The 19,842-nt window shown below is 62.8% G+C and carries 19 protein-coding genes; 12 read left to right on the forward strand and 7 right to left on the reverse strand.

Annotation, left to right across the window (positions count from 1 at the left end):
• Positions 1 to 100 precede the first annotated feature (100 nt).
• The 4 genes from WIN67_RS06370 (at position 101) to WIN67_RS06385 (ending at position 2,783) form a co-directional block, all read left to right on the forward strand.
• Positions 101 to 793, forward strand: coding sequence for an OmpA family protein (locus tag WIN67_RS06370; RefSeq protein WP_110594989.1), 693 nt, complete (start codon positions 101 to 103; stop codon positions 791 to 793).
• Positions 794 to 882: 89 nt separating this feature from the next.
• A complete protein-coding gene (locus tag WIN67_RS06375) occupies positions 883 to 1,611 on the forward strand; it encodes an OmpA family protein (protein ID WP_110651998.1) in 729 nt (242 codons plus the stop codon).
• 139 nt (positions 1,612 to 1,750) lie between these two features.
• Positions 1,751 to 2,032, forward strand: coding sequence for a DUF1145 domain-containing protein (locus WIN67_RS06380; protein WP_102878616.1), 282 nt, complete (start codon positions 1,751 to 1,753; stop codon positions 2,030 to 2,032).
• A complete protein-coding gene (locus WIN67_RS06385) occupies positions 2,025 to 2,783 on the forward strand; it encodes a collagen-like protein (protein WP_306382884.1) in 759 nt (252 codons plus the stop codon). Before WIN67_RS06380 ends, WIN67_RS06385 begins: the two co-directional genes overlap by 8 nt.
• A gap of 56 nt (positions 2,784 to 2,839) precedes the next feature.
• Here WIN67_RS06385 and WIN67_RS06390 read toward each other — a convergent pair whose 3' ends face one another.
• Positions 2,840 to 3,304 carry a CopD family protein gene (locus tag WIN67_RS06390; protein WP_102861461.1) on the reverse strand — a complete coding sequence of 155 codons (465 nt, stop codon included), beginning with the start codon at positions 3,302 to 3,304 and terminating at the stop codon, positions 2,840 to 2,842.
• Between the two features lie 99 nt (positions 3,305 to 3,403).
• Here WIN67_RS06390 and dinG point away from each other — a divergent pair, with 99 nt between their 5' ends.
• From dinG to pdxH, 5 genes are all read left to right on the forward strand, one after another.
• A complete protein-coding gene (gene dinG / locus WIN67_RS06395; protein WP_102878618.1) occupies positions 3,404 to 5,548 on the forward strand; it encodes an ATP-dependent DNA helicase DinG in 2,145 nt (714 codons plus the stop codon).
• Positions 5,549 to 5,641: 93 nt separating this feature from the next.
• Positions 5,642 to 8,041, forward strand: coding sequence for a beta-galactosidase (locus WIN67_RS06400; protein WP_306398297.1), 2,400 nt, complete (start codon positions 5,642 to 5,644; stop codon positions 8,039 to 8,041).
• Positions 8,042 to 8,153: 112 nt separating this feature from the next.
• On the forward strand, positions 8,154 to 9,299 hold the full coding sequence (locus tag WIN67_RS06405) for a serine hydrolase domain-containing protein (protein WP_102878620.1): 1,146 nt from the start codon (positions 8,154 to 8,156) through the stop codon (positions 9,297 to 9,299).
• Positions 9,300 to 9,439: 140 nt separating this feature from the next.
• The gene (locus WIN67_RS06410; protein WP_339070782.1) at positions 9,440 to 10,684 is read left to right on the forward strand and encodes an OmpA family protein; all 1,245 of its coding nucleotides are present in this window, start codon (positions 9,440 to 9,442) and stop codon (positions 10,682 to 10,684) included.
• A gap of 23 nt (positions 10,685 to 10,707) precedes the next feature.
• Entirely contained in the window at positions 10,708 to 11,355 is a 648-nt protein-coding gene (pdxH, locus tag WIN67_RS06415; RefSeq protein ID WP_110594995.1) for a pyridoxamine 5'-phosphate oxidase, read from the forward strand.
• Positions 11,356 to 11,365: 10 nt separating this feature from the next.
• On the opposite strand, the gene WIN67_RS06420 is transcribed toward pdxH, so the two are convergent.
• Positions 11,366 to 11,602, reverse strand: coding sequence for a hypothetical protein (locus WIN67_RS06420; protein ID WP_102878622.1), 237 nt, complete (start codon positions 11,600 to 11,602; stop codon positions 11,366 to 11,368).
• 173 nt (positions 11,603 to 11,775) lie between these two features.
• On the opposite strand from WIN67_RS06420, the gene WIN67_RS06425 reads away from it, so the two are divergent.
• Positions 11,776 to 12,240 carry a glycine zipper 2TM domain-containing protein gene (locus WIN67_RS06425; protein ID WP_025127763.1) on the forward strand — a complete coding sequence of 155 codons (465 nt, stop codon included), beginning with the start codon at positions 11,776 to 11,778 and terminating at the stop codon, positions 12,238 to 12,240.
• Positions 12,241 to 12,318: 78 nt separating this feature from the next.
• On the opposite strand, the gene nhaA is transcribed toward WIN67_RS06425, so the two are convergent.
• Positions 12,319 to 13,506: a Na+/H+ antiporter NhaA gene (nhaA, locus tag WIN67_RS06430; RefSeq protein WP_213664830.1), complete on the reverse strand. Its 1,188-nt coding sequence runs from the start codon at positions 13,504 to 13,506 to the stop codon at positions 12,319 to 12,321.
• Between the two features lie 319 nt (positions 13,507 to 13,825).
• Between nhaA and WIN67_RS06435 the strand changes: the two genes are divergently transcribed.
• Positions 13,826 to 14,920 carry a PLP-dependent cysteine synthase family protein gene (locus tag WIN67_RS06435; protein WP_102878624.1) on the forward strand — a complete coding sequence of 365 codons (1,095 nt, stop codon included), beginning with the start codon at positions 13,826 to 13,828 and terminating at the stop codon, positions 14,918 to 14,920.
• Between the two features lie 132 nt (positions 14,921 to 15,052).
• On the opposite strand, the gene WIN67_RS06440 is transcribed toward WIN67_RS06435, so the two are convergent.
• From WIN67_RS06440 to WIN67_RS06450, 3 genes are all read right to left on the reverse strand, one after another.
• Complete coding sequence (locus WIN67_RS06440) at positions 15,053 to 16,666, reverse strand: NAD(P)/FAD-dependent oxidoreductase (RefSeq protein ID WP_102861470.1); 1,614 nt, start codon at positions 16,664 to 16,666, stop codon at positions 15,053 to 15,055.
• Positions 16,667 to 16,778: 112 nt separating this feature from the next.
• A complete protein-coding gene (locus WIN67_RS06445; protein ID WP_339071685.1) occupies positions 16,779 to 17,456 on the reverse strand; it encodes a hypothetical protein in 678 nt (225 codons plus the stop codon).
• 194 nt (positions 17,457 to 17,650) lie between these two features.
• On the reverse strand, positions 17,651 to 18,250 hold the full coding sequence (locus tag WIN67_RS06450) for a short chain dehydrogenase (protein WP_102878627.1): 600 nt from the start codon (positions 18,248 to 18,250) through the stop codon (positions 17,651 to 17,653).
• Positions 18,251 to 18,352: 102 nt separating this feature from the next.
• Between WIN67_RS06450 and WIN67_RS06455 the strand changes: the two genes are divergently transcribed.
• Positions 18,353 to 19,261, forward strand: a complete 909-nt coding sequence (locus WIN67_RS06455) for a LysR family transcriptional regulator (RefSeq protein WP_339070783.1) — start codon at positions 18,353 to 18,355, stop codon at positions 19,259 to 19,261.
• A gap of 71 nt (positions 19,262 to 19,332) precedes the next feature.
• Here the strand turns inward: WIN67_RS06455 and WIN67_RS06460 are convergent, their stop codons facing one another.
• A complete protein-coding gene (locus tag WIN67_RS06460; RefSeq protein ID WP_339070784.1) occupies positions 19,333 to 19,842 on the reverse strand; it encodes a DoxX family protein in 510 nt (169 codons plus the stop codon).

The raw sequence follows: 19,842 nt of genomic DNA on the forward strand, positions 1-19,842 counted from the left end.
TTACGGGGCGAAATCACTGATAGCCCGGTGCTGGCGCAGATGAAATGTGCAGTCTTTACTCCGTGAATCGGCCTCGAGCCGATCCCTCAGGAGAAATCAGATGAGCATCATTCGGACGGCAGTACCCTTGGTTCTGTTAACCAGTGTGTTGACTGGTTGTGCAGGTTTGCAGAAAACCGACTGGCCAACCTGTGCCGCAGTCGGCGGCGTCACGGGCGCGGCGTTGGGCGCCACCGAAAGCGCCTCGTGGGCGGGTGGTGGCGCACTGTTGGTCGGTGGTCTGGCAGGTGCCTACTGCTGGGTAAAAGGCGATGGCGACGAAGACGGCGATGGCGTGCCGGACAGCCGCGACAAGTGCCCGCATACCCCCAAAGGTGTACAGGTCGATGCCGACGGTTGCCCACCGCCGCCACCACCGGTGGTGGAAGAAGTCGTGGTGGTCAAGGAGGAAACCATCGTCATCCGCGATGTCTACTTCCATTTCGACTCGGCCAAGTTGACCGACGCCGACAAGACCAAGCTCAACACCATCGTGAGCCGCCTGAAACAGGAAGCGCCGACTGCACAGCTGCGCGTGACCGGACACACCGACAGCGTCGGCAGCGATGCCTACAACCAGAAACTCTCGGACAAGCGTGCCCACTCGGTCGTGGACTATCTGATCAGCAACGGCATCCCCCGCAACAGTTTCGTGTCAGTGACCGGAGCCGGTGAAAGCAAGCCGGTGGCGGACAACAAGACGGCCGCGGGTCGGGCGATGAACCGTCGTACGGAGATCCAGATCAACCGCTGAAACCCTTTGCCTGCGCGGCTTGTGCAGCCGTCGATGGCAGTCTTTACTCCTGTGTGACCGGTCTTGCCGGTGACACAGGAGCATTCATGATGAACCTTCTTCCTCGGGCCGTTTTCCCGGTCCTGTTGCTCGGCGGCCTACTGACAGGTTGCGCAACCCACAGTGATGGCACTGCTCCCCTCAACCAACGCACCTGGCCCCTCTGTAGTCTGCTCGGCGGGCTGGCCGGCGGTGGCTTGGGAGCGATCGAGAGTGGTAGTTGGGCGGCTGGAGGCGCGGCCCTGGGGCTGATCGGTGGTGGCCTGATCTGTTACGCCCAGGATGGCGACGAGGATGGCGATGGGGTATTCGATCGTCGCGATCGTTGCCCGGACACGCCTTCCAACACGGCGGTGGATAATCGCGGTTGCCCGATGCCCGAGTATCCGGCAGTGGTCAAGGCGCCGGAGCCTGAGGTAGCAGCGCCTGCGGAAGTGATCACCCTCAGTGACCAGGGCAATGTGCTGTTCGCCTTCGACTCCGCGGAGTTGACCGCCGAGGCGCGCAGCCAGCTGCAGGGACTTATGGCCAAGCTGGCCAATGCCGATGTGGTCAGCATCAAGGTGCTCGGGCATACCGACAGCCAGGGTTCCGATGCCTATAACCAGAAGCTCTCGGAGCGCCGCGCTAGCAGTGTCGTCGCCTTTCTTGTTGGCCAGGGCGTGGCGTCGGAAAAAATCAGCAGCCAGGGCCTGGGAGAAAGTCAGCCGGTAGCGGATAACGACAGTGAGCAGGGGCGAGCAACGAATCGTCGCGTGGAACTGCATCTCCAACGTTGAAACGAGGCGGTCCGGGTCGGCGATCCTCGCCGATCGGGCCGCTAAACAGACGCTTCGGGAAGAATTTTCATCGACCTCTGGCGTATCCCCGGGGTAAGTCGTTACTGTGCGCGCAAAGAATAATTCACAAGGGGAGCCTATGAAGGTCTTATGGGGGGCGGGGAAGTTTCTGACCTTGGTCTTTTGGCTGGTGGTGTTGATCAATCTGGTCAATCCATTGATCAATCCGTTGCACCTGCTGGTCAACCTGGCGGGTAGCCTGTTGCTTTTGACCCATTTGCTGGAACTGCTGCTGTTCAATGGCAGCCTCAAGGAGCGTCCACATCCCTGGCGTGATCGTTTACACATCCTGCTGGTGGGGATCTTCCACCTGCAAACCCTTCCCGCTGCTGCTCCTGTTGCCGAGACCGACCATGCGTAAGCTTTGCCTGCTGGCCCTGTTCTGCAGTCCTCTGGCCGTGGCCCAGGTGGTCCAGGTTGAAACCAACTCCTTCATGCGCCTGCCCAATACCGCCAGCACCCTGCAGCTGGAGCGTCTGGACGTTGCGGACTACGGCACCTTGCTGATTCCGGCCAATGTCACCGAACTCAAGGTCGACGACCTGCATCTGGGACGTGACGCGCGGATCGCCATCGTGCCTACCGGGCAAAGCCTGCAACTGATTGTCCGCCATGCGCAGTTGGAGAGCGGCAGCCAGATCAGCTCCCGTGGTGCACCGGGCACCTATGAGAAGGTGGCCAAGCCGGGGCGCAATCTGAACCTGCGAATCGAGTCCTTGAACGCCGAACAATTGTTCGTGGACGCCCGCGGTGGCAAGGGGGCTCCCGGTTACGTCGGCCTTGATGGCGCCAATGGCCAGGAGCCGGGTTGCACCTGGGGGCAGGCCGGGCGCGGTGCCGATGGTGACAACGGCGGTGACGGCCGGCCCGGGGCTTCGGGCGCCGTGGTCCGGCTGGAGTTGCCCCGTGATTACCCCAGCGAGCAGATCAAGGTCCTGGTCGATGGTGGCGCGGGCGGCCTGGCCGGTGCTGGCGGCAAACCGGGGGCTGGGGGCAAGTCCAAGGGCTGCCTGGTTTACCGAACCGACGGCGGCAAAAGCGGGCGTCCCGGTGCTCAGGGGCAGCCGGGCCCTGTGGGCGAGGCGGGGTCGCTGACGGTCCAGCGCTTGTAGTCAACCTCGAAAGATGGATTGTTCCAGCCGCCCGCTCCTGTAGCGGGCGGTTGCTTTCAGAAGCTTGGCCGGGCCGCTGCCAGGGCCACCAGTACCAGGCCGATGATCAGGTTGCTGCCCACCAGCCGGCGGATCTTGCCCAGCGCCGCGGCGCCGGCCGGCCAGTCCTGCGCCGCGACGGCCTTGCGCAGCTCCGGCAGTTGCAGGGACTGGATGCGGATGAACAGGGCGGTCATCACCAGATACAGCCCCATCATGATCTGCACATACTTCGGCGCGGTTTCAAAGCCGCTGAAGCGCAAATGCAGCAGGCCGATACCGCTGATCGGCAACAGCACCACGGCGACCCAGACCCAGACGAAAAAACGCGGAAACACTTGCACCCAGAGCTGCAGTCGCGCTGGCCCCTCAAGGGCCGCCACGGCTGCCGGGCGCAGGACCATCCAGGCGAAAAACATGCCGCCGACCCAGACCAGGGCGGCCAGTACATGCAAGGTGTAGGCAAGGGCGAAAGCGGTCATTCGGGTACTCCGTTCTGCGCGACATGAATTAGCGGGGTATGATAGCGGCCGATTCGAACCACTGAAAATTTATCCAGCGTTTTGTGCGCCCGAAAAACCATGATCAGCAACGAACTCAAAACCACGATCCAGGGCGCCTACTCGCGTTTTCTCGAAGCCAAGAGCCTCAAGCCGCGTTACGGCCAGCGTCTGATGATTGCCGAAGTGGCCAAGGTCCTGGGTGATATCGACACCGACGACGAGGGGCGGCGCAGTGGCGACCCGGCGGTCGTCGCGGTGGAAGCCGGCACCGGTACTGGCAAGACCGTGGCCTACAGTCTGGCGGCCATTCCCACGGCCAAGGCCGCCGGCAAGCGCCTGGTGATTGCCACCGCCACCGTCGCCCTGCAGGAACAGATCGTCTACAAGGACCTGCCGGACCTGATGCGCAACAGCGGGCTGAACTTCAGCTTCTCCCTGGCCAAGGGCCGCGGGCGCTACATGTGCCTGTCCAAGCTCGACATGCTGCTTCAGGAAGGCCACGCGCAGACCGCCACGGCCCAGCTGTTCGAGGAAGAAGGCTTCAAGATCGAAGTGGATGAAGCCAGCCAGAAGCTGTTCACCAGCATGATCGAGAAGCTCGCCGGGAATAAATGGGACGGTGACCGCGACAGCTGGCCCACCGCCCTGGAAGACGCCGATTGGGCACGCCTGACCACCGACCACAGCCAGTGCACCAATCGACACTGCCCGAACTTCGGCCAGTGCGCCTTCTACAAGGCTCGGGAAGGCATGGGCAAGGTGGACGTGATCGTCACCAACCATGACATGGTCCTGGCCGACCTGGCCCTGGGCGGCGGCGCGGTGCTGCCGGACCCGCGCGACACCCTCTATGTGTTCGACGAAGGCCACCACTTGCCGGACAAGGCCATCGGCCACTTTGCCCATTACACCCGGCTGCGCTCCACCGCCGACTGGCTGGAGCAGACCGCCAAGAACCTCACCAAGTTGCTGGCCCAGCACCCGCTGCCGGGGGATCTGGGGCGCTTGATCGAGCAAGTGCCGGAGCTGGCGCGGGAGATCAAGACCCAGCAGCAGTTCATGTTCAGCGCCTGCGAGCAGATCGCCGACTTCAAGACCGGCGAAGACATGGAAGGCCGCGAACGGCCACGCCATCGCTTCGTCGGCGGGCTGATTCCCGACCACATGCGCGAGATGGGCATCGAGTTGAAGAAGGGCTTCTCCCGTCTCACCGATCTGTTCACCCGCCTCACTGAGCTGCTCAAGGAAGGCATGGATGGCGAGGTCAATATTGGCATCGCCAGCAACCAGGCCGAAGAGTGGTATCCGCTGTTCGGTAGCCTGCTGGCGCGGGCGTCGGGCAACTGGGAACTGTGGACCGCGTTCACCATCGAGGACCCGGAAGACAATCCGCCCATGGCCCGTTGGCTGACCCTGGCCGAGAGCGGCTCGCTGTTCGACATCGAGGTCAACGCCAGCCCGATCCTCGCAGCGGAGATGCTCCGACGCAATTTGTGGAACGTGGCCTACGGCGCCCTGGTGACGTCGGCGACCCTGACCGCCCTGGGCACCTTCGACCGCTTCCGCATGCGTGCCGGGCTGCCGAAGAAAGCCGTGACTGCGGTGGTACCCAGCCCGTTCCATCACGCTGATGCCGGGGTGTTGCGAGTGCCTGACCTGCGTGCCGATCCGCGGGATGCGCCGGCGCATACGGCGGCGATCATCCGCGACCTGCCGGAACTGGTGGAAGGCTCCCGGGGCACCCTGGTGCTGTTCTCTTCGCGCAAGCAGATGCAGGACGTGTTCGACGGTCTGGATCGGGATTGGCGCAAGCAGGTGTTCATCCAGGGCAACCTGTCCAAGCAGGAAACCCTCAACAAGCACAAGGCCCGGGTCGACGGTGGCGACTCCAGCGTGCTGTTCGGCCTGGCGAGCTTTGCCGAAGGGGTGGACTTGCCCGGTGCCTACTGTGAGCACGTGGTGATCGCCAAGATCCCGTTCTCGGTGCCGGATGATCCGGTGGAAGCGGCGCTGGCGGAATGGATCGAGGCCCGGGGTGGCAATCCATTCATGGAAATCTCGGTGCCGGATGCTTCTCTCAAGCTGGTTCAGGCCTGCGGCCGTCTGCTGCGTACCGAGCAGGACCGCGGCACCATCACCCTGCTGGACCGCCGCCTGGTCACCCAGCGCTATGGCAAGGCTATCCTCAATGCCTTGCCGCCATTTCGCCGAGAAATATCATAAGCAAGGCGCGCACCTTTGCGCGCCTTGCTGTCTATTTCATATCACCGCTTCAGCACCGGCCGTTTATCGGTCTTTAGGGAGAGCCAGGTTCATATGATTCGCCGTTCGTTGCCCGCTGTATTTGCCCTGTTGTTTACCGCGCCTGTGTGGGCGGCCCCGACCGGACAACAGACGCTGTTCAACTTTGTCCGGCCTGCCGCTGTGGTGCAGGTGGCGACACAAGATGCCAGCCTGCCGCAGTCCAACGCGGAGCAAACGGCCGAAGGCGAAGTGCTGCGGCGCATCATCTTCAACCCGACCAGTCGGCCCAGCCTGACCCTGACGCCCCAGAGCGGCGCTTGGGACTGGTCGCAGTCGGGGATGATGAGCCTGCGCATCCAGAGCGCGATGAACTGGGCCCTGACCCTCTATGTGACCATTCAAAGCAACGACGGCAAGACCCTGGTCAGCCGCGTCGATCTGCCCGCGGGGCCGGCGCAGACCCTGCTGGTGCCATTGGTGGCCAACACTCCCCTGAGCCAGGGCATGAAGGCCGCGCCGCCGATGCCGATGACCGTGGACGGCCAACGCATCCTGCTGGCCAGCAGCGAGGGACAATTGGACCGCAGCCAGGTGGTGTCGGTGACCTTGTCCCTGGATAGCCCCAAGGCCGCTCAGAGTATCCTCCTCGAGCGCTTTGGCGTGCAGGACGGCGAGGGCGTGATCAAGGCGGTCTACGGTTCCCTGGTGGATGGCTATGGCCAGTCGACCCGGTCCCGCTGGCCGGAAAAGATTACCAGCGACGATCAGCTCAAGGCGGCCGATGCCAAGGAACAGCAGCAACTCAAGGCGTGGCTTGGCGAGCGCGAGAAGACTTCCCTGGACAAGTTTGGCGGCTGGGACAAGGGCCCGAGCTTCAAGGCCAGCGGCTTCTTCCGCACGGAAAAGCGTGACGGGCGCTGGTTCCTGGTGACTCCGCAAGGTCACCCGTTCTACTCCCTGGGCGTCAACACCGTGGCCCCGGATAACAGCCAGACCTATGTCGCCGGGCGTGAGTGGATGTTCAGCGCCTTGCCCAAGGACGGCGAGCCCCTGGCGAGCCATTACGGTGAGGGCGACAACCGTGGCGGCAACGGCGCCGACCGGGGACGTGGTTACAACGCCGGCCGCTGGTACGACTTCTATCGGGCCAACCTGCAACGTACCTACAGCGCCCCCTGTGCAATGGCCAGCGAAGCTCCGGCCGAAGCCTCCAGTACCGAGCCCAAGCCAGCGGCGCCTGAAGCCGCCGCAGCCCCATGCGCGACACCGACCTTCGATGAGCGACGCTGGGTCAGCCACACCCTGGACCGCTTGCAGGCCTGGGGGTTCAACACCATCGGCAACTGGAGCGCCCCGGCGCTGGGGGCTGCCGACCGGGTGCCCTACACCTTGCCGCTGTCCATCGTGGGTGATTACGCCAGCATCAGTACGGGCAGTGATTGGTGGGGCGGCATGCCGGACCCCTTCGATCCGCGCTTTGCCATGGCCACCGAGCGCGCCGTGGCCATCGCCGCCCGCGACCATCGGGATGATCCCTGGCTGATTGGTTATTTTGCCGACAACGAGCTGGCCTGGGCCGGTCCCGGTGATGATCCAAAAGCCCGCTATGCCCTGGCCTACGGCACCCTGCGCCTGACCACCGATGTGCCGGCCAAACGGGCCTTCCTCAAGCAACTGCGGGACAAATATCGTAACCAGGCGGGCCTGTCGAAAGCCTGGGGCATCGATCTGCCGGCCTGGGAGTTGATGGAAGACCCGGGTTTCGTGCCGCCACAGCCAAGTCCCGAACACCCGGAGATCGAGGCTGACTTCAAGTATTTCCAGAAAGTCTTTGCCGAGACCTATTTCAAGACCATCGCCGACTCGCTGAAGTGGCATGCCCCCAACCATCTGCTGCTGGGCGGTCGCTTTGCCGTCAGCAATCCCGAGGCGGTGGCGGCCTGTGCCCAGTACTGCGATGTGCTGAGCTTCAACATGTACACCCTCAAGCCTCAGGACGGTCAGGACTTTGCGTACCTGCGCAGCCTGGACAAGCCGGTGCTGGTGACCGAGTTCAATTTCGGCTCCCGGGATCGTGGCCCGTTCTGGGGCGGGGTGACCGAGCTGGCTCGGGAGGAAGATCGTGGACCGGCCTACGCCAACTTCCTCAAACAGGCCGTGAGTGAGCCATCGATTGTCGGTGTGCATTGGTTCCAGTATCTCGACCAACCGGTAACCGGACGTCTGCTGGACGGTGAAAATGGCCATTTTGGCCTGGTGGGCATTACCGATGTGCCCTTCCAGGGTTTTGTCGACAATGTGCGCAAGAGCAACCTGCAGGCGATTGAACAACTGGCCAAGGAAACACAGAAGGCCCGGGTTCAGGCGCAGCAGGCTGAAGCCGCCGAGCATGGCAGCGAGGAAGCGGGCAAGGGCCACGAAGGCAAGGGCGCGGGTGAGCACGCTGGCGGCCATTCCGCTAACGGTCATTGACCGATCCGGGGCTCTGCCGCCATGCGCAGAGCCCTGTTGGCTGTTCCCAAATCCGTTTCGGGCTGGAACAATGCGCGCCTCGTTGTCGATCAAATGTGCTGGGGGAGTCAGGGTGCAGATTCAGGGTCATTACGAACTTAAATTCGAGGCGGTACGCGAAGCCTTCGCGGCACTGTTCGACGATCCCCAGGAGCGCGGCGCGGCGCTGTGCATCCAGATCGGCGGAGAAACCGTCATCGACCTGTGGGCCGGCACCGCCGACAAGGACGGCGCCGAGGCCTGGCACAGCGACACCATCGCCAATCTGTTCTCCTGCACCAAGACCTTCACTGCGGTCACTGCCCTGCAACTGGTGGCCGAAGGCAAGCTCCGGCTGGATGCGCCGGTCGCCAGTTACTGGCCGGAGTTCGCCGCAGCAGGCAAAGCTGCCATTACCTTGCGCCAATTACTCTGTCATCAGGCGGGCTTGCCGGCCCTGCGCGAGTTGCTGCCTGCCGAGGCCCTCTACGACTGGCAGACCATGGTCGATGCCCTGGCCGCCGAGCAGCCCTGGTGGACGCCGGGTGACGGGCATGGCTATGCCGCTATCACCTATGGCTGGTTGGTGGGTGAACTGATCCGACGCGCCGATGGACGCGGTCCGGGAGAGTCCATTGCGGCCCGGGTGGCAAGACCCCTGGGGCTGGACTTCCATGTCGGCCTGGCCGACGAAGAGTTCCATCGGGTGGCGCATATCGCCCGTGGCAAGGGCAATGTGGGTGACGCAGCAGCCCAGCGCTTGCTGCAGGTGACCCTGCGCGAGCCGACGGCCATGACCACCCGGGCCTTCACCAATCCACCGTCTATCATGACCAGCACCAACAAACCCGAATGGCGGCGCATGCAGCAGCCGGCCGCCAATGGCCATGGCAACGCACGCAGTCTCGCCGGGTTCTACAGCGGCCTGCTCGATGGCAGCTTGCTGGAGGCCGATATGCTCGAAGAGCTGACCCGCGAACACAGCCTGGGCATGGACAAGACCCTGCTGACCCAGACCCGATTCGGCCTGGGCTGCATGCTTGATCAACCCCAGGTCGCCAATGCCACTTTTGGCCTGGGGGCTCGGGCGTTCGGGCATCCGGGGGCCGGGGGTTCCATCGGTTTTGCTGACCCGGAGCATGATGTGGCGTTCGGTTTTGTGACAAATACCCTGGGGCCTTATGTATTGATGGATCCACGGGCACAGAAGCTGGTGCGGGCTTTGTCGGATTGTCTGTAAAAAGGTTGCTGTTAAGCACTTTTTTGCTTAAACATGCTTGGAAAGCTGCAGGACGGAACCCTGTGGCTTTTATAATTTCCAAGCGTCTGTTTGTACCGGTCATGTAGACCGAATTTTTTATCTCATTTTGTGGATATCCCATGTCGTCGAACAAGTCTCTAGCCTTGGCCATCTGCCTGACCGTCACCGGTTGTGCACAAACCCCACAAAATGAAGCGGATGGCGGCCATTGGTGGTCGTTCGGGTCCGATAAGGCCAGCAGCAAGGAAGCCCCGCAGGCCGCTGAAAAACCCGTCGCAGCTGAAGCGCCAGCTCCTGTCGCTCCAGCAGGCAAGCCGGCAGTGGCGGCCAAGCCCGCAGTTCCTGCGGCCGCTGCCGGTAAAACCACCGCCTCCGCGAAGCAGGCAGCACCGGCAGGCAAAGCTCCGGTTGCCGCCAAGACGGCAGCAGCCGAGCCAGCTCCAGCTCCTGCCCCTGTAGCCGCAGCACCTGCCGCTCCTGCCGCCAAGGCCGAGAGCAGCAACTGGTGGTGGCCGTTCTCCTCCAAGGAATCCGCCGACAAGCCTGTGGCTGAGACCAAGAAAGCCGAGCCGACTCCAGCTCCAGAGGTCGCCAAGGCCGCCGACTCCGAGACCCACTGGTGGTGGCCGTTTGCCAAGAGCCAGCCCAAGCCCCTGAGCAAGGTCAATGTGGCGGACATTCCAATGCCCGACCCGAAAATCACCCAGGCCTGGCTGGACGACTACGAGCCGCGCCTGCGTGAAGCGGTGAAGGACAGCAAGCTGCAAGTAGAACGTCGTGAAAACGTGCTGGTGGTGACTGCGCTGGTCGATGCGTCCTTCAACCCGGACCGTCCAGCCATGCTGCTGCCGGTGACCCTGGGCCCATTCACCCGCGTGGCCAAGGCTGTTGAAGGTGACCCCAAGACCGCCGTACTGATTCTCGGCCACGCCGATGCGACTGGCCCGACCCTGGCCAACCAGAAGCTGAGCCGTGATCGCGCCCAGTCTGTTGCTGCCATCTTCAGCCTCAGCGGCTTGAAGCAGGACCGCCTGATGCTGCGTGGCATGGGTGCGGTCATGCCGCGTGCAGCCAATGACAGCCCTCAAGGCCGTTCGCTGAACCGTCGAGTGGAAATCATGCTGACTCAGCGCAGCACCATGCTGGGCCTGTTGAGCAAGTACAACCAGCCGACACCGTCCGAGACCGAAATGGTTGCCGTGCAGGACGCCAAGCCGCCCGTTCCTGCCGCCTCCGGCAAAAAGGCCGCAGCGCCAGCGAAGAAGTCCACCGTTGCCAAGAAGCCTGCCGCCAAGAAGGCTCCAGCGAAGAAGGCCGCAGCTCCAGCGAAGAAAACAACGGCTACCGCTCAGGCTAAAAACTGATTCTCAAGGATAAGGAAGCAGGCATGACTCAGTCTCTGGCTGATATGCGCCGGGATTACACCCGCGATGGTTTGTCCGAGGCTCAGGCCCCGGGTGAACCCTTCGCGCTGTTTCATCAGTGGTTTGCCGAAGCGGTGAAGACCGAGCAACCGCCGGTAGAGGCCAATGCCATGACGCTGGCGACTGTCGATACCGACGGTCGTCCCCACTGCCGCATCTTGTTGCTCAAGGGGCTGGATGAACAGGGTTTCACCTTCTTCACCAACTACGAAAGCGCCAAGGGCGAGCAACTGGCCGCACGGCCCTTTGCCGCCATGACCTTCTTCTGGCCGACCCTGGAGCGTCAGGTGCGGATCGAAGGAAGGGTGGTCAAGGTCACTCCCCAGGAGTCTGATGCCTATTATCAGGTGCGCCCTCTGGGGAGTCGGTTGGGGGCCTGGGCTTCACCGCAAAGCCGGGTGATCGCCGATCGCAACGAGTTGCAGGAATTGCTCAAGGCCACCGAGGCGCGTTTCAGTGATAGTCAGCCCGATTGCCCGGAACATTGGGGTGGTTATCGCCTGCTGCCGGAGCGCATCGAGTTCTGGCAGGGTCGCCCCAGCCGCCTGCATGACCGTTTGAACTATCGCCTGCAGGCGGGGCAGTGGAGCCGGGAGCGCCTGGCCCCCTGAAGCGCGCAGGTCAGTCGCCGGGATAACCGGCCGCAGCGGCTTCCAGCCATTGCGGCAGGTCCCGGCGTTTTACTTTCTGGCGTTGGGCCTCGGCCAGCTGTTGCAGCATGAATTGTTTCTTCTGTTCATCGGTTCCGGCCAGGGACAAAGCCAGGTCCCGGTCCACCCAACGCTTGATGCGCACGTAGAGCCACCAATGGAAATACAGACCGGCGATGGTGGTCACGATGATGATGAAGTAATCCATGAAAATCCCTTGCTGGTTGGCGCTATGCTGGAAATCGGCGTTACCGTATTGAGACGGTTTGGCTTTTTTGCAGTCTGTACTTTGGCTGAATGAAACCAATTTTATCCGGGCGGTGCCGTGACAGGCGTCAAGCTGCGGAGTCTAATGGCTATCTGTCCTTTGGAGTTGATCCTATGCGTAAGTCTGTTTTGCTGGTTGCGTCTTTCACCACGATGGCAATGTTGCTCGGCGGTTGTGCCTCTAACCTGACCGGTGACTCCTACTCCCGTGATGAAGCACGTCGTGTGCAAACCGTGCGTATGGGCACCATCGAGTCCCTGCGTCCGGTGAAAATCGAAGGCACCAAGACCCCCATCGGCGGCGCTGCTGGCGCTGTGATTGGTGGCGTGGGTGGCAGCGCCATCGGCGGCGGCCGTGGCAGCATCGTCACCGCTGTGATCGGTGCGGTAGCTGGCGGTCTGTTGGGTTCGGCCACTGAAGAAGGTCTGACCCGTACCCAGGGCGTGGAAATCACCGTGCGTGAAGACGATGGCAGCATGCGTGCCTATGTACAGCAGGTACAGGAAAACGAAGTGTTCCGGGTTGGCGATCGCGTACGCATCATGAGCGTCAACGGTACCAGCCGCGTTACCCGCTGATATTTCTGCTACAAAACAAAACCCCGGCCAGGCAACTGGTCGGGGTTTTGTGTTTTCAGGCGGTCGGATCGGTGTGGATCAGGAGGCCGGCGCCGTGTTCTTGCGGCTGGCGGCGGCGGTAACCGCATAGCCAATCAGTGCGGCCAGCAACGAGCCGGTGAGAATCCCCATGCGATCCATGCCGGCGTATTCGCTGCTACCGGGCACGAAGGCCAGGGAGCCGACGAACAGGCTCATGGTGAAGCCGATGCCGCAGAGAATTGCCACCCCGAGGATCTGGCCCCAGTTGGCGCCGGCAGGCAAGGCCGTAAGTCCGGCTTTGACCGCCAACCAGCTGAGGCCGAACACACCGATGGTCTTGCCCAGCAACAGGCCGATGGCGATGCCCATGGGGACATGGTGGGTGAAGCTCTCAAGGGTCACGCCGCTCAGGGACAGGCCGGCGTTGGCGAAGGCGAACAGTGGCAGGATGCCGAACGCCACCCAGGGATGCAGCGCATGTTCCAGGGCCAGCGAGGGCGAGGGTTCGGCATTACGGGTACGCAAGGGAATGCAGAAGGCCAGGGTCACGCCGGCCAGGGTGGCGTGGACACCACTCTTGAGCACGCAAACCCAGAGAATCAGGCCGATGATCATGTACGGCCCGAGTTTCACCACCCCCATGCGGTTCATCGCCACCAGGGCGGCAATACAGGCGGCCGCCAGCATCAGTGACAGGGTCGACAGGGCGCCGGAATAGAAGATCGCGATGATCACGATGGCCCCCAGGTCATCGATGATCGCCAGGGTCATGAGGAACAGTTTCAGCGATGTCGGCACCCGCTTGCCCAGCAGGGCCAGGACCCCCAGGGCGAAGGCGATGTCGGTGGCGGTGGGAATCGCCCAGCCATTGAGTGCCGCCGGATTGTCCCGGTTGAGAAACCAGTAGATCAGCGCCGGGACCAGCATGCCGCCAATGGCCGCCATGCCCGGCAGGACGATTTGCGAAGGCTTGGACAGTTGCCCTTCCAGGACTTCGCGCTTGACCTCAAGGCCGATCAGCAGGAAGAACAGCGCCATCAGACCGTCGTTGATCCACAGCAACAGCGGTTTGGCGATCTTCAAGGCGCCGATCTGGGCCACCACCGGGGTTTCCAGCAGGCCGTTGTACAGCCAGGACAGTGGCGAGTTGTTGATGATGAGAGCCAGGATGGCAGCGGCGATCAATAACAGACCGCTGGCAGCTTCCATGGCAAAGAAACGAGTGAAAGTGCTACGCAGAGGCAAGGTCGCTCTCCATCTAAATCTAAAAAAGGTGGCACACCCTAACCCGTACAGATAGTTGTTAAAACAAAAATTATATTCTTTTTTGTTATATGCAGAGGCTAAAGGGCCTGCTTGAAAATGCGCTTTTGCAGTTGTGTTTCCAATTGCTTCCCAGCTGTACCTGTAAGGTCCGAAAGTTATTTCATAACATGTCTTTTCAGGGCCGTTCCGAGCTGTTTTTCCCGGGAAAACGCCAGTCAGCCACGAACCCGGATCATCTCCGCCGGGTGCATTTCATCTTCTTGCGCCGGTACGGCGTTCGATCTGACGAGAATAGAACATGAGTGACAATCGCCAGTGGGCCCGTGAGGCCATCCGCATCATCGAAGCCGACTTCCAGCGCAGCGCCGACACCCACCTGATTCCGCTGCCTTTGCCGGGACTGCCGGGCATTGAATTGTATTTCAAGGATGAATCCAGCCATCCCACCGGCAGTCTCAAGCACCGCCTGGCTCGCTCGCTGTTTCTTTATGCCCTGTGTAACGGCTGGCTCAAGCCCGGTGCGCCAGTGATCGAGGCCTCCAGTGGCTCCACGGCGATTTCCGAGGCCTATTTCGCCCGTCTCCTGGGATTGCCTTTCATTGCCGTGATGCCAGCCACCACCTCCCAGGAAAAGATCGCGCAGATCGCCTTCTATGGTGGCAAGAGCCATCTGGTGCAGGACCCGACGCAGATCTATGCCGAATCCGAGCGCCTGGCCCGGGAGAGTGGCGGCCACTTCATGGATCAATTCACCTACGCCGAGCGGGCCACCGACTGGCGGGCCAACAACAACATTGCCGAGTCGATCTTCCAGCAGCTACGCTTCGAGCGTTATCCCGAGCCCAGCTGGCTGATCTCCAGCCCTGGTACCGGCGGCACTACCGCGACTCTGGGTCGCTACGTGCGTTATCGCCAGCACGGCACCCGGGTGTTGTGTGCCGACGCCGAGCGTTCGGTGTTCTTCGACTACTACCTGAGCGGCGATGCTAGTTTGCGTTTGGACTGCGGTTCGCGGATCGAAGGCATCGGCCGGCCGCGGGTCGAAGCTTCGTTCCTGCCCAAAGTGATCGACGCCATGGTCAAGGTGCCGGATGCCTTGTCCCTGGCGGCCATGCATTACCTGGCCCAGCGCCTTGGCCGACGGGTTGGCGGCTCCAGCGGCACCAACCTGATTGGCGCACTGATGGCCGCGCAGCAGATGGCCGCCGCGGGTGAGACGGGGTCGATCGTGGCAATTCTCTGTGACGGTGGCGAGCGCTATGCGACCACTTACTACGATGAGCAGTGGCTGGCGGAGCAGGGGTATGAGTTGGATGCCTTGATCGATGCGGTAGCGGCCAGCGTCGAGCGTGGCGAGGCACTCCCGGCCAGCGTATTGCGCGCCGGCATCTGAACCTGTCGTAGGAGCCGGCTTGCCGGCGAAGAGGCCCTTGAGCCTTGCACTGTCCTGGATGACATCTTCGCTGGCGAGCCAGCTCCTACGGCAGGCGGTAGGAGCCGGCTTGCCGGCGAAAGGGCCGGTGCGTCAGGCCTGAATGCCGAGGATGTCGCGGGCCACGGCTTCGGCAATACGAATCCCGTCCACTCCGGCGGAAAGAATTCCCCCGGCATAACCGGCGCCTTCGCCAGCGGGGTACAGACCCTTCACATTCAGGCTCTGCATCGAGGCATCACGGGTAATGCGCAGTGGCGATGAGGTGCGGGTCTCGATGCCGGTCAGCACCGCATCGTGCAACGAGTAGCCCTTGATCTGCCGTTCGAAGGCCGGTAGCGCCTCGCGAATGGCCTCGATGGCGAAGTCCGGCAGGGCCAGCGCCAGATCCCCCAGGCTCACGCCGGGCTTGTAGGACGGCTCGACGCTGCCCAGTGCCGTGGTGGGTTTGCCGGCGATGAAGTCGCCCACCAACTGCGCCGGGGCCTGGTAGTTACTGCCACCCAGAACGAAGGCGTGAGACTCCAGGCGCTCTTGCAACTCGATACCCGCCAACGGCCCGCCCGGGTAGTCCACTTCAGGAGTGATGCCTACCACGATGCCCGAGTTGGCATTGCGCTCGTTGCGCGAGTACTGGCTCATGCCGTTGGTCACCACCCGGTTTGGCTCAGAGGTGGCGGCAACCACGGTGCCGCCCGGGCACATGCAGAAGCTGTAGACCGAACGGCCGTTCTTGGCGTGGTGCACCAGCTTGTAGTCGGCGGCGCCGAGTTTCGGGTGGCCGGCGTACTTGCCCAGGCGCGCGCTGTCGATCAGCGATTGCGGGTGTTCGATGCGGAAACCCACCGAGAACGGCTTGGCTTCCATGTACACGCCCCGACTGTGAAGCATGCGGAAGGTGTCGCGGGCGCTGTGGCCCAGGGCCAGGATCACGTGCCGGGAATGCAGTTGTTCACCGCTGGCCAGTTCCACGCCCTGCAATTGACCGTCTTCGATCAGCACGTCGGTGACCCGCTGCTCGAAGCGCACTTCACCGCCCAGGGCGATGATCTGCTGGCGCATGTTTTCCACCACGCCAGTGAGGCGGAAGGTGCCGATGTGCGGCTTGCTGACGTAGAGAATCTCGTCTGGCGCACCGGCCTTGACGAACTCGTGGAGCACCTTGCGGCCGTGGTGCTGCGGGTCCTTGATCTGGCTGTAGAGCTTGCCGTCGGAGAAGGTCCCGGCGCCGCCTTCGCCGAACTGCACGTTGGACTCGGGGTTGAGCACGCTTTTGCGCCACAGGCCCCAGGTGTCCTTGGTGCGCTGGCGCACTTCCTTGCCGCGCTCGAGGACGATCGGCTTGAAGCCCATCTGTGCCAGCAACAGGCCGGCAAAGATGCCGCAAGGGCCGAAACCCACCACGATCGGTCGCTCGCTCAGGTCTGCCGGGGCCTGGCCCACCACCTTGTAGCTGACATCCGGCGCCGGGTTGACGTTACGGTCGTCGGCGAACTTGAGCAGCAGCGCCGCTTCGTCGCGCACGTTGAGGTCGATGGTGTAGATGAAACACAGCTCGGAAGATTTCTTGCGCGCATCGTAGCTGCGTTTGAACAAGGTGAAATCGAGCAGGTCATCGCTGGCGATCCCCAAGCGCTGCACGATAGCGGCGCGCAGGTCTTCATCGGGATGGTCGATCGGCAACTTGAGTTCGGTGATTCGTAACATGACAGGATCCGGGTAGGCGGTGCGCAACAGTGCGCCGGCTTGCTTTGCACAAACCGGCGATTATAAGCCGCAATCCACCGTCGCCGTGAGGCTAAAACCGCTGCTCGTCGAATCAGTCGTTGCGCGAGCCGCCGAAATAGCCGCAACCGCGCTGCACCTGACCATCCACCCGCAGCTCGGCGCTCAGGTGCTGGACGCTGCCGGTAACGGGGTCGACGCAGCGTTGCGGTGCGACCCAAAGCTCCACGCGCTGGTGATTGGCTTCGCTGCTGAGGTTGAAACGGCCGTCGCCCAGTTGCTCTTCGAGATACGGCAGGGCCAGGTTTGGCTGGCCGGCGCGCTCGATCATCATGCCCTTGGCACTGACATCGACATTCCAGGCCGGATTCTTGCCGCCGGCCCGCAGGATCAGACGCTGGAAATTCGGGTCGTTGCAGGCATTGCCGGAACGTTTTATGCGATACAGCTGGCGCAGGTCCAGCTGCCCGTCGCTGCTGCCGCTGGCGGAAAACTTGCCCCGGAGGTCGGCGAACAGCTTGCCCTGTTTTTCAGCCAGGGTAGCGGCCTCTTGCAGCACGCTGGTGTCGCCGCCATCGCTGACCACATAACGGCGATCTTCGGCGCAGGGCTTGAACAGCAACTTGCCGTCTGCCGCGCTGAGTTCACCCTGCATCCGGGTCAGCCCGGCCATGGAGGGCGCCTCGGGTTGAGAGTTGAACATCGGCAACATCTGACAGCCGGCAAACAGCGGTAACAGGGCGAAGCAAAGCAGTGAACGGGCGGTGCGCATCATGGGGCCTCCAAGCGGAAGCCGACACGTTACGCAGCCCGCCCGGTCACCACAACCCCGGATTGAACGCAGCAGCGCCATCAACCGTAGGAACCGGCTTGCCGGCGAAGAGGCCCTGGAGCCTTGTGTGGTTCGGGAGGACGCCTTCGCTGACAAGCCAGCTCCTACACAAACCAGCTCCTACACAAGCCGGATCAGCCGACGTGGTAGGTCTGGCCGGTCTGCAGGCCTTCCACGCTCTTGGCGTAGGCCAGGGCCACGTCGGCCGCCGGCACCGGCTTGAAGCCGCGAAAGTACGGGGCATAGCTGCCCATGGCTTCCTGCAGCACGTTGGGGCTGATGGAGTTGACTCGCAGGCCCCGCGGCAGCTCGATGGCGGCGGCCCGCACGAAGCTGTCGATGGCGCCGTTGACCAGGGCGGCCGAAGCGCCGCTGCGGATCGGGTCGTGGCTCAGCACGCCGGTGGTGAAGGTGAAGGACGCACCGTCGTTGGCGTATTCGCGGCCGATCAGCAGCAGGTTGACCTGGCCCATCAGTTTGTCGTGCAGGCCCAGGCTGAAGTGTTCGGCGGTCATTTCTGCCAAGGGGGCGAAAGTGACGTTGCCTGCGGCACAGACCAGCGCATCGAAGCGACCGGTCTTTTCGAACAGTGCGCGGATCGACTGGGCATCACTGATATCCACCTGGAAGTCACCGCTGGTGCGGCCGATACGGATCACTTCGTGGCGCTGGGACAGTTCCCGGTCTACCGCCGAGCCAATGGTGCCGTTGGCACCGATCAAGAGAATCTTCATGGGCTGTTCCTCGAAAAGGGGGGGAGGTTGCAGTCTAGAGTGGTTTTTTCCATGGATTAACGCGCTAATAGGCAACCTTTGGTTTTCAAATGGAAACAATCCATGAGCGAGATGGATGATCTGGTGGCGTTTGCAGTGTTGGTGGAGGCGGGCAGCTTTACCCTGGCGGCCCAGCAACTGGGGTGCAGCAAGGGCCAGCTGTCCAAGCGCATCAGTGCTCTGGAAGCCAAGTTCGCCGTGGTGCTATTGCAACGCACCACTCGGCGCCTGGACCTGACCGCCGCCGGCGCGGCGCTTTTGCCTCAGGCCCAGGCGCTGGTGGCTCAAGTTGAGCGAGCGCATCAGGCCCTGGCGCGGCTCAAGGGCGACATGGCCGGCCCGGTGCGCCTGACGGTGCCGGTGTCCTTGGGCGAAACCTTTTTCGACGGCCTGCTGCTGGAGTTCTCCCGGCACTATCCCCAGGTGCAGATCGAGCTGGACCTGAACAACAGCTACCGCGACCTGGCCCGGGAGGGGTTTGATCTGGCGGTGCGCTCGGAAGTGGCCAACGATCAGCGCCTGGTCGCCCGGCCGCTGCTGGCCTGGCATGAGATGACCTGCGCCAGCCCGGCCTATCTGGAGCAGTACGGTGAGCCGCAGACTCCCGCGGAGCTGGCCGAGCATCGCTGCCTGCTCAACAGCCACTACAGCGGGCGGGAAGAGTGGCTCTATCACCAGCGCCACGAGCTGCTGCGGGTGCGGGTCAGCGGTCCTTTTGCCAGCAATCACTACAACCTGCTGAAGAAGGCCGCCCTGGTGGGGGCGGGAATCGCCCGGCTGCCTTCCTACATGCTGCACAGCGAGTTGGCCGATGGCCGCTTGCGCTGGCTGTTGCGGGACTACCAGACCCGCAGCATGCCGATGTACCTGGTGCATCCCTATCAGGGCGGCCTACCCAGGCGCACCCAGGTGCTGGCCGATTACCTGATGGACTGGTTCCGCCGCAGCGGTGAGGCGCTGGATCGTCTGTAGCCGCGGCCAGTGGGGTGCGAACTTGAATCGGTTCAAGGGGCTGTGGCCCTTTTCGCAGCCTGCGGCAGCGGCTACAGAGGACGGTGGTGAAAATGCCGGGCCAGCAGGTGGTCGAGGGAAAACATGCCCGGGCCACGGGCCACCAACAGCAGCAAGATCGCCGCCCAGGTGCCGTGGGTCGGGTAGGCGTCGGGGTAGACGAAAAGCTGGATGGTCAGGGTCATCCCCAGCAGCGCCAGTGCGGAAAAGCGCGTGGCCAGTCCCAGCAGGATCAACACCGGGAAAAAGTGCTCGGCATAGGCCGCCAGGTGCGCCGCCACTTCCGGGCTCAGCAGGGGTACGTGGTATTCGCTCTGGAACAGGGGAATGGTGGAGTCCGCCAAACGCGGCCAGCCCAGTTCGAAGGTGCCGTCGACCAGGTCGATGGCCAGTCCCTCGACCTTGGTCTGGCCGGATTTCCAGAATACCGCGGCGATGGAAAAGCGCGCGATAAAGGCGATCAGGCTGTAGGGAATACGCTCGAACCCTTGAATGATTCGGTGCAGCAGTCCGCTAACGGGGGCAGGTGTCTGGGTGTTCAT

It is taken from the genome of Pseudomonas idahonensis, from assembly GCF_037903935.1.
Classification (GTDB): domain Bacteria; phylum Pseudomonadota; class Gammaproteobacteria; order Pseudomonadales; family Pseudomonadaceae; genus Aquipseudomonas; species Aquipseudomonas danubii.

Excerpts from the sequence above, each read along its gene's own strand:
- WIN67_RS06370 (WP_110594989.1), top strand. The coding sequence starts at position 101 with ATGAGCATCATTCGGACGGCAGTACCCTTGGTTCTGTTAACCAGTGTG.
- WIN67_RS06375 (WP_110651998.1), top strand. The coding sequence starts at position 883 with ATGAACCTTCTTCCTCGGGCCGTTTTCCCGGTCCTGTTGCTCGGCGGC.
- WIN67_RS06380 (WP_102878616.1), top strand. The coding sequence starts at position 1,751 with ATGAAGGTCTTATGGGGGGCGGGGAAGTTTCTGACCTTGGTCTTTTGG.
- WIN67_RS06385 (WP_306382884.1), top strand. The coding sequence starts at position 2,025 with ATGCGTAAGCTTTGCCTGCTGGCCCTGTTCTGCAGTCCTCTGGCCGTG.
- WIN67_RS06390 (WP_102861461.1), bottom strand. The coding sequence starts at position 3,304 with ATGACCGCTTTCGCCCTTGCCTACACCTTGCATGTACTGGCCGCCCTG.
- dinG (WP_102878618.1), top strand. The coding sequence starts at position 3,404 with ATGATCAGCAACGAACTCAAAACCACGATCCAGGGCGCCTACTCGCGT.
- WIN67_RS06400 (WP_306398297.1), top strand. The coding sequence starts at position 5,642 with ATGATTCGCCGTTCGTTGCCCGCTGTATTTGCCCTGTTGTTTACCGCG.
- WIN67_RS06410 (WP_339070782.1), top strand. The coding sequence starts at position 9,440 with ATGTCGTCGAACAAGTCTCTAGCCTTGGCCATCTGCCTGACCGTCACC.
- pdxH (WP_110594995.1), top strand. The coding sequence starts at position 10,708 with ATGACTCAGTCTCTGGCTGATATGCGCCGGGATTACACCCGCGATGGT.
- WIN67_RS06420 (WP_102878622.1), bottom strand. The coding sequence starts at position 11,602 with ATGGATTACTTCATCATCATCGTGACCACCATCGCCGGTCTGTATTTC.
- WIN67_RS06425 (WP_025127763.1), top strand. The coding sequence starts at position 11,776 with ATGCGTAAGTCTGTTTTGCTGGTTGCGTCTTTCACCACGATGGCAATG.
- WIN67_RS06435 (WP_102878624.1), top strand. The coding sequence starts at position 13,826 with ATGAGTGACAATCGCCAGTGGGCCCGTGAGGCCATCCGCATCATCGAA.
- WIN67_RS06440 (WP_102861470.1), bottom strand. The coding sequence starts at position 16,666 with ATGTTACGAATCACCGAACTCAAGTTGCCGATCGACCATCCCGATGAA.
- WIN67_RS06445 (WP_339071685.1), bottom strand. The coding sequence starts at position 17,456 with ATGCGCACCGCCCGTTCACTGCTTTGCTTCGCCCTGTTACCGCTGTTT.
- WIN67_RS06450 (WP_102878627.1), bottom strand. The coding sequence starts at position 18,250 with ATGAAGATTCTCTTGATCGGTGCCAACGGCACCATTGGCTCGGCGGTA.
- WIN67_RS06455 (WP_339070783.1), top strand. The coding sequence starts at position 18,353 with ATGAGCGAGATGGATGATCTGGTGGCGTTTGCAGTGTTGGTGGAGGCG.
- WIN67_RS06460 (WP_339070784.1), bottom strand. The coding sequence starts at position 19,842 with ATGAACACCCAGACACCTGCCCCCGTTAGCGGACTGCTGCACCGAATC.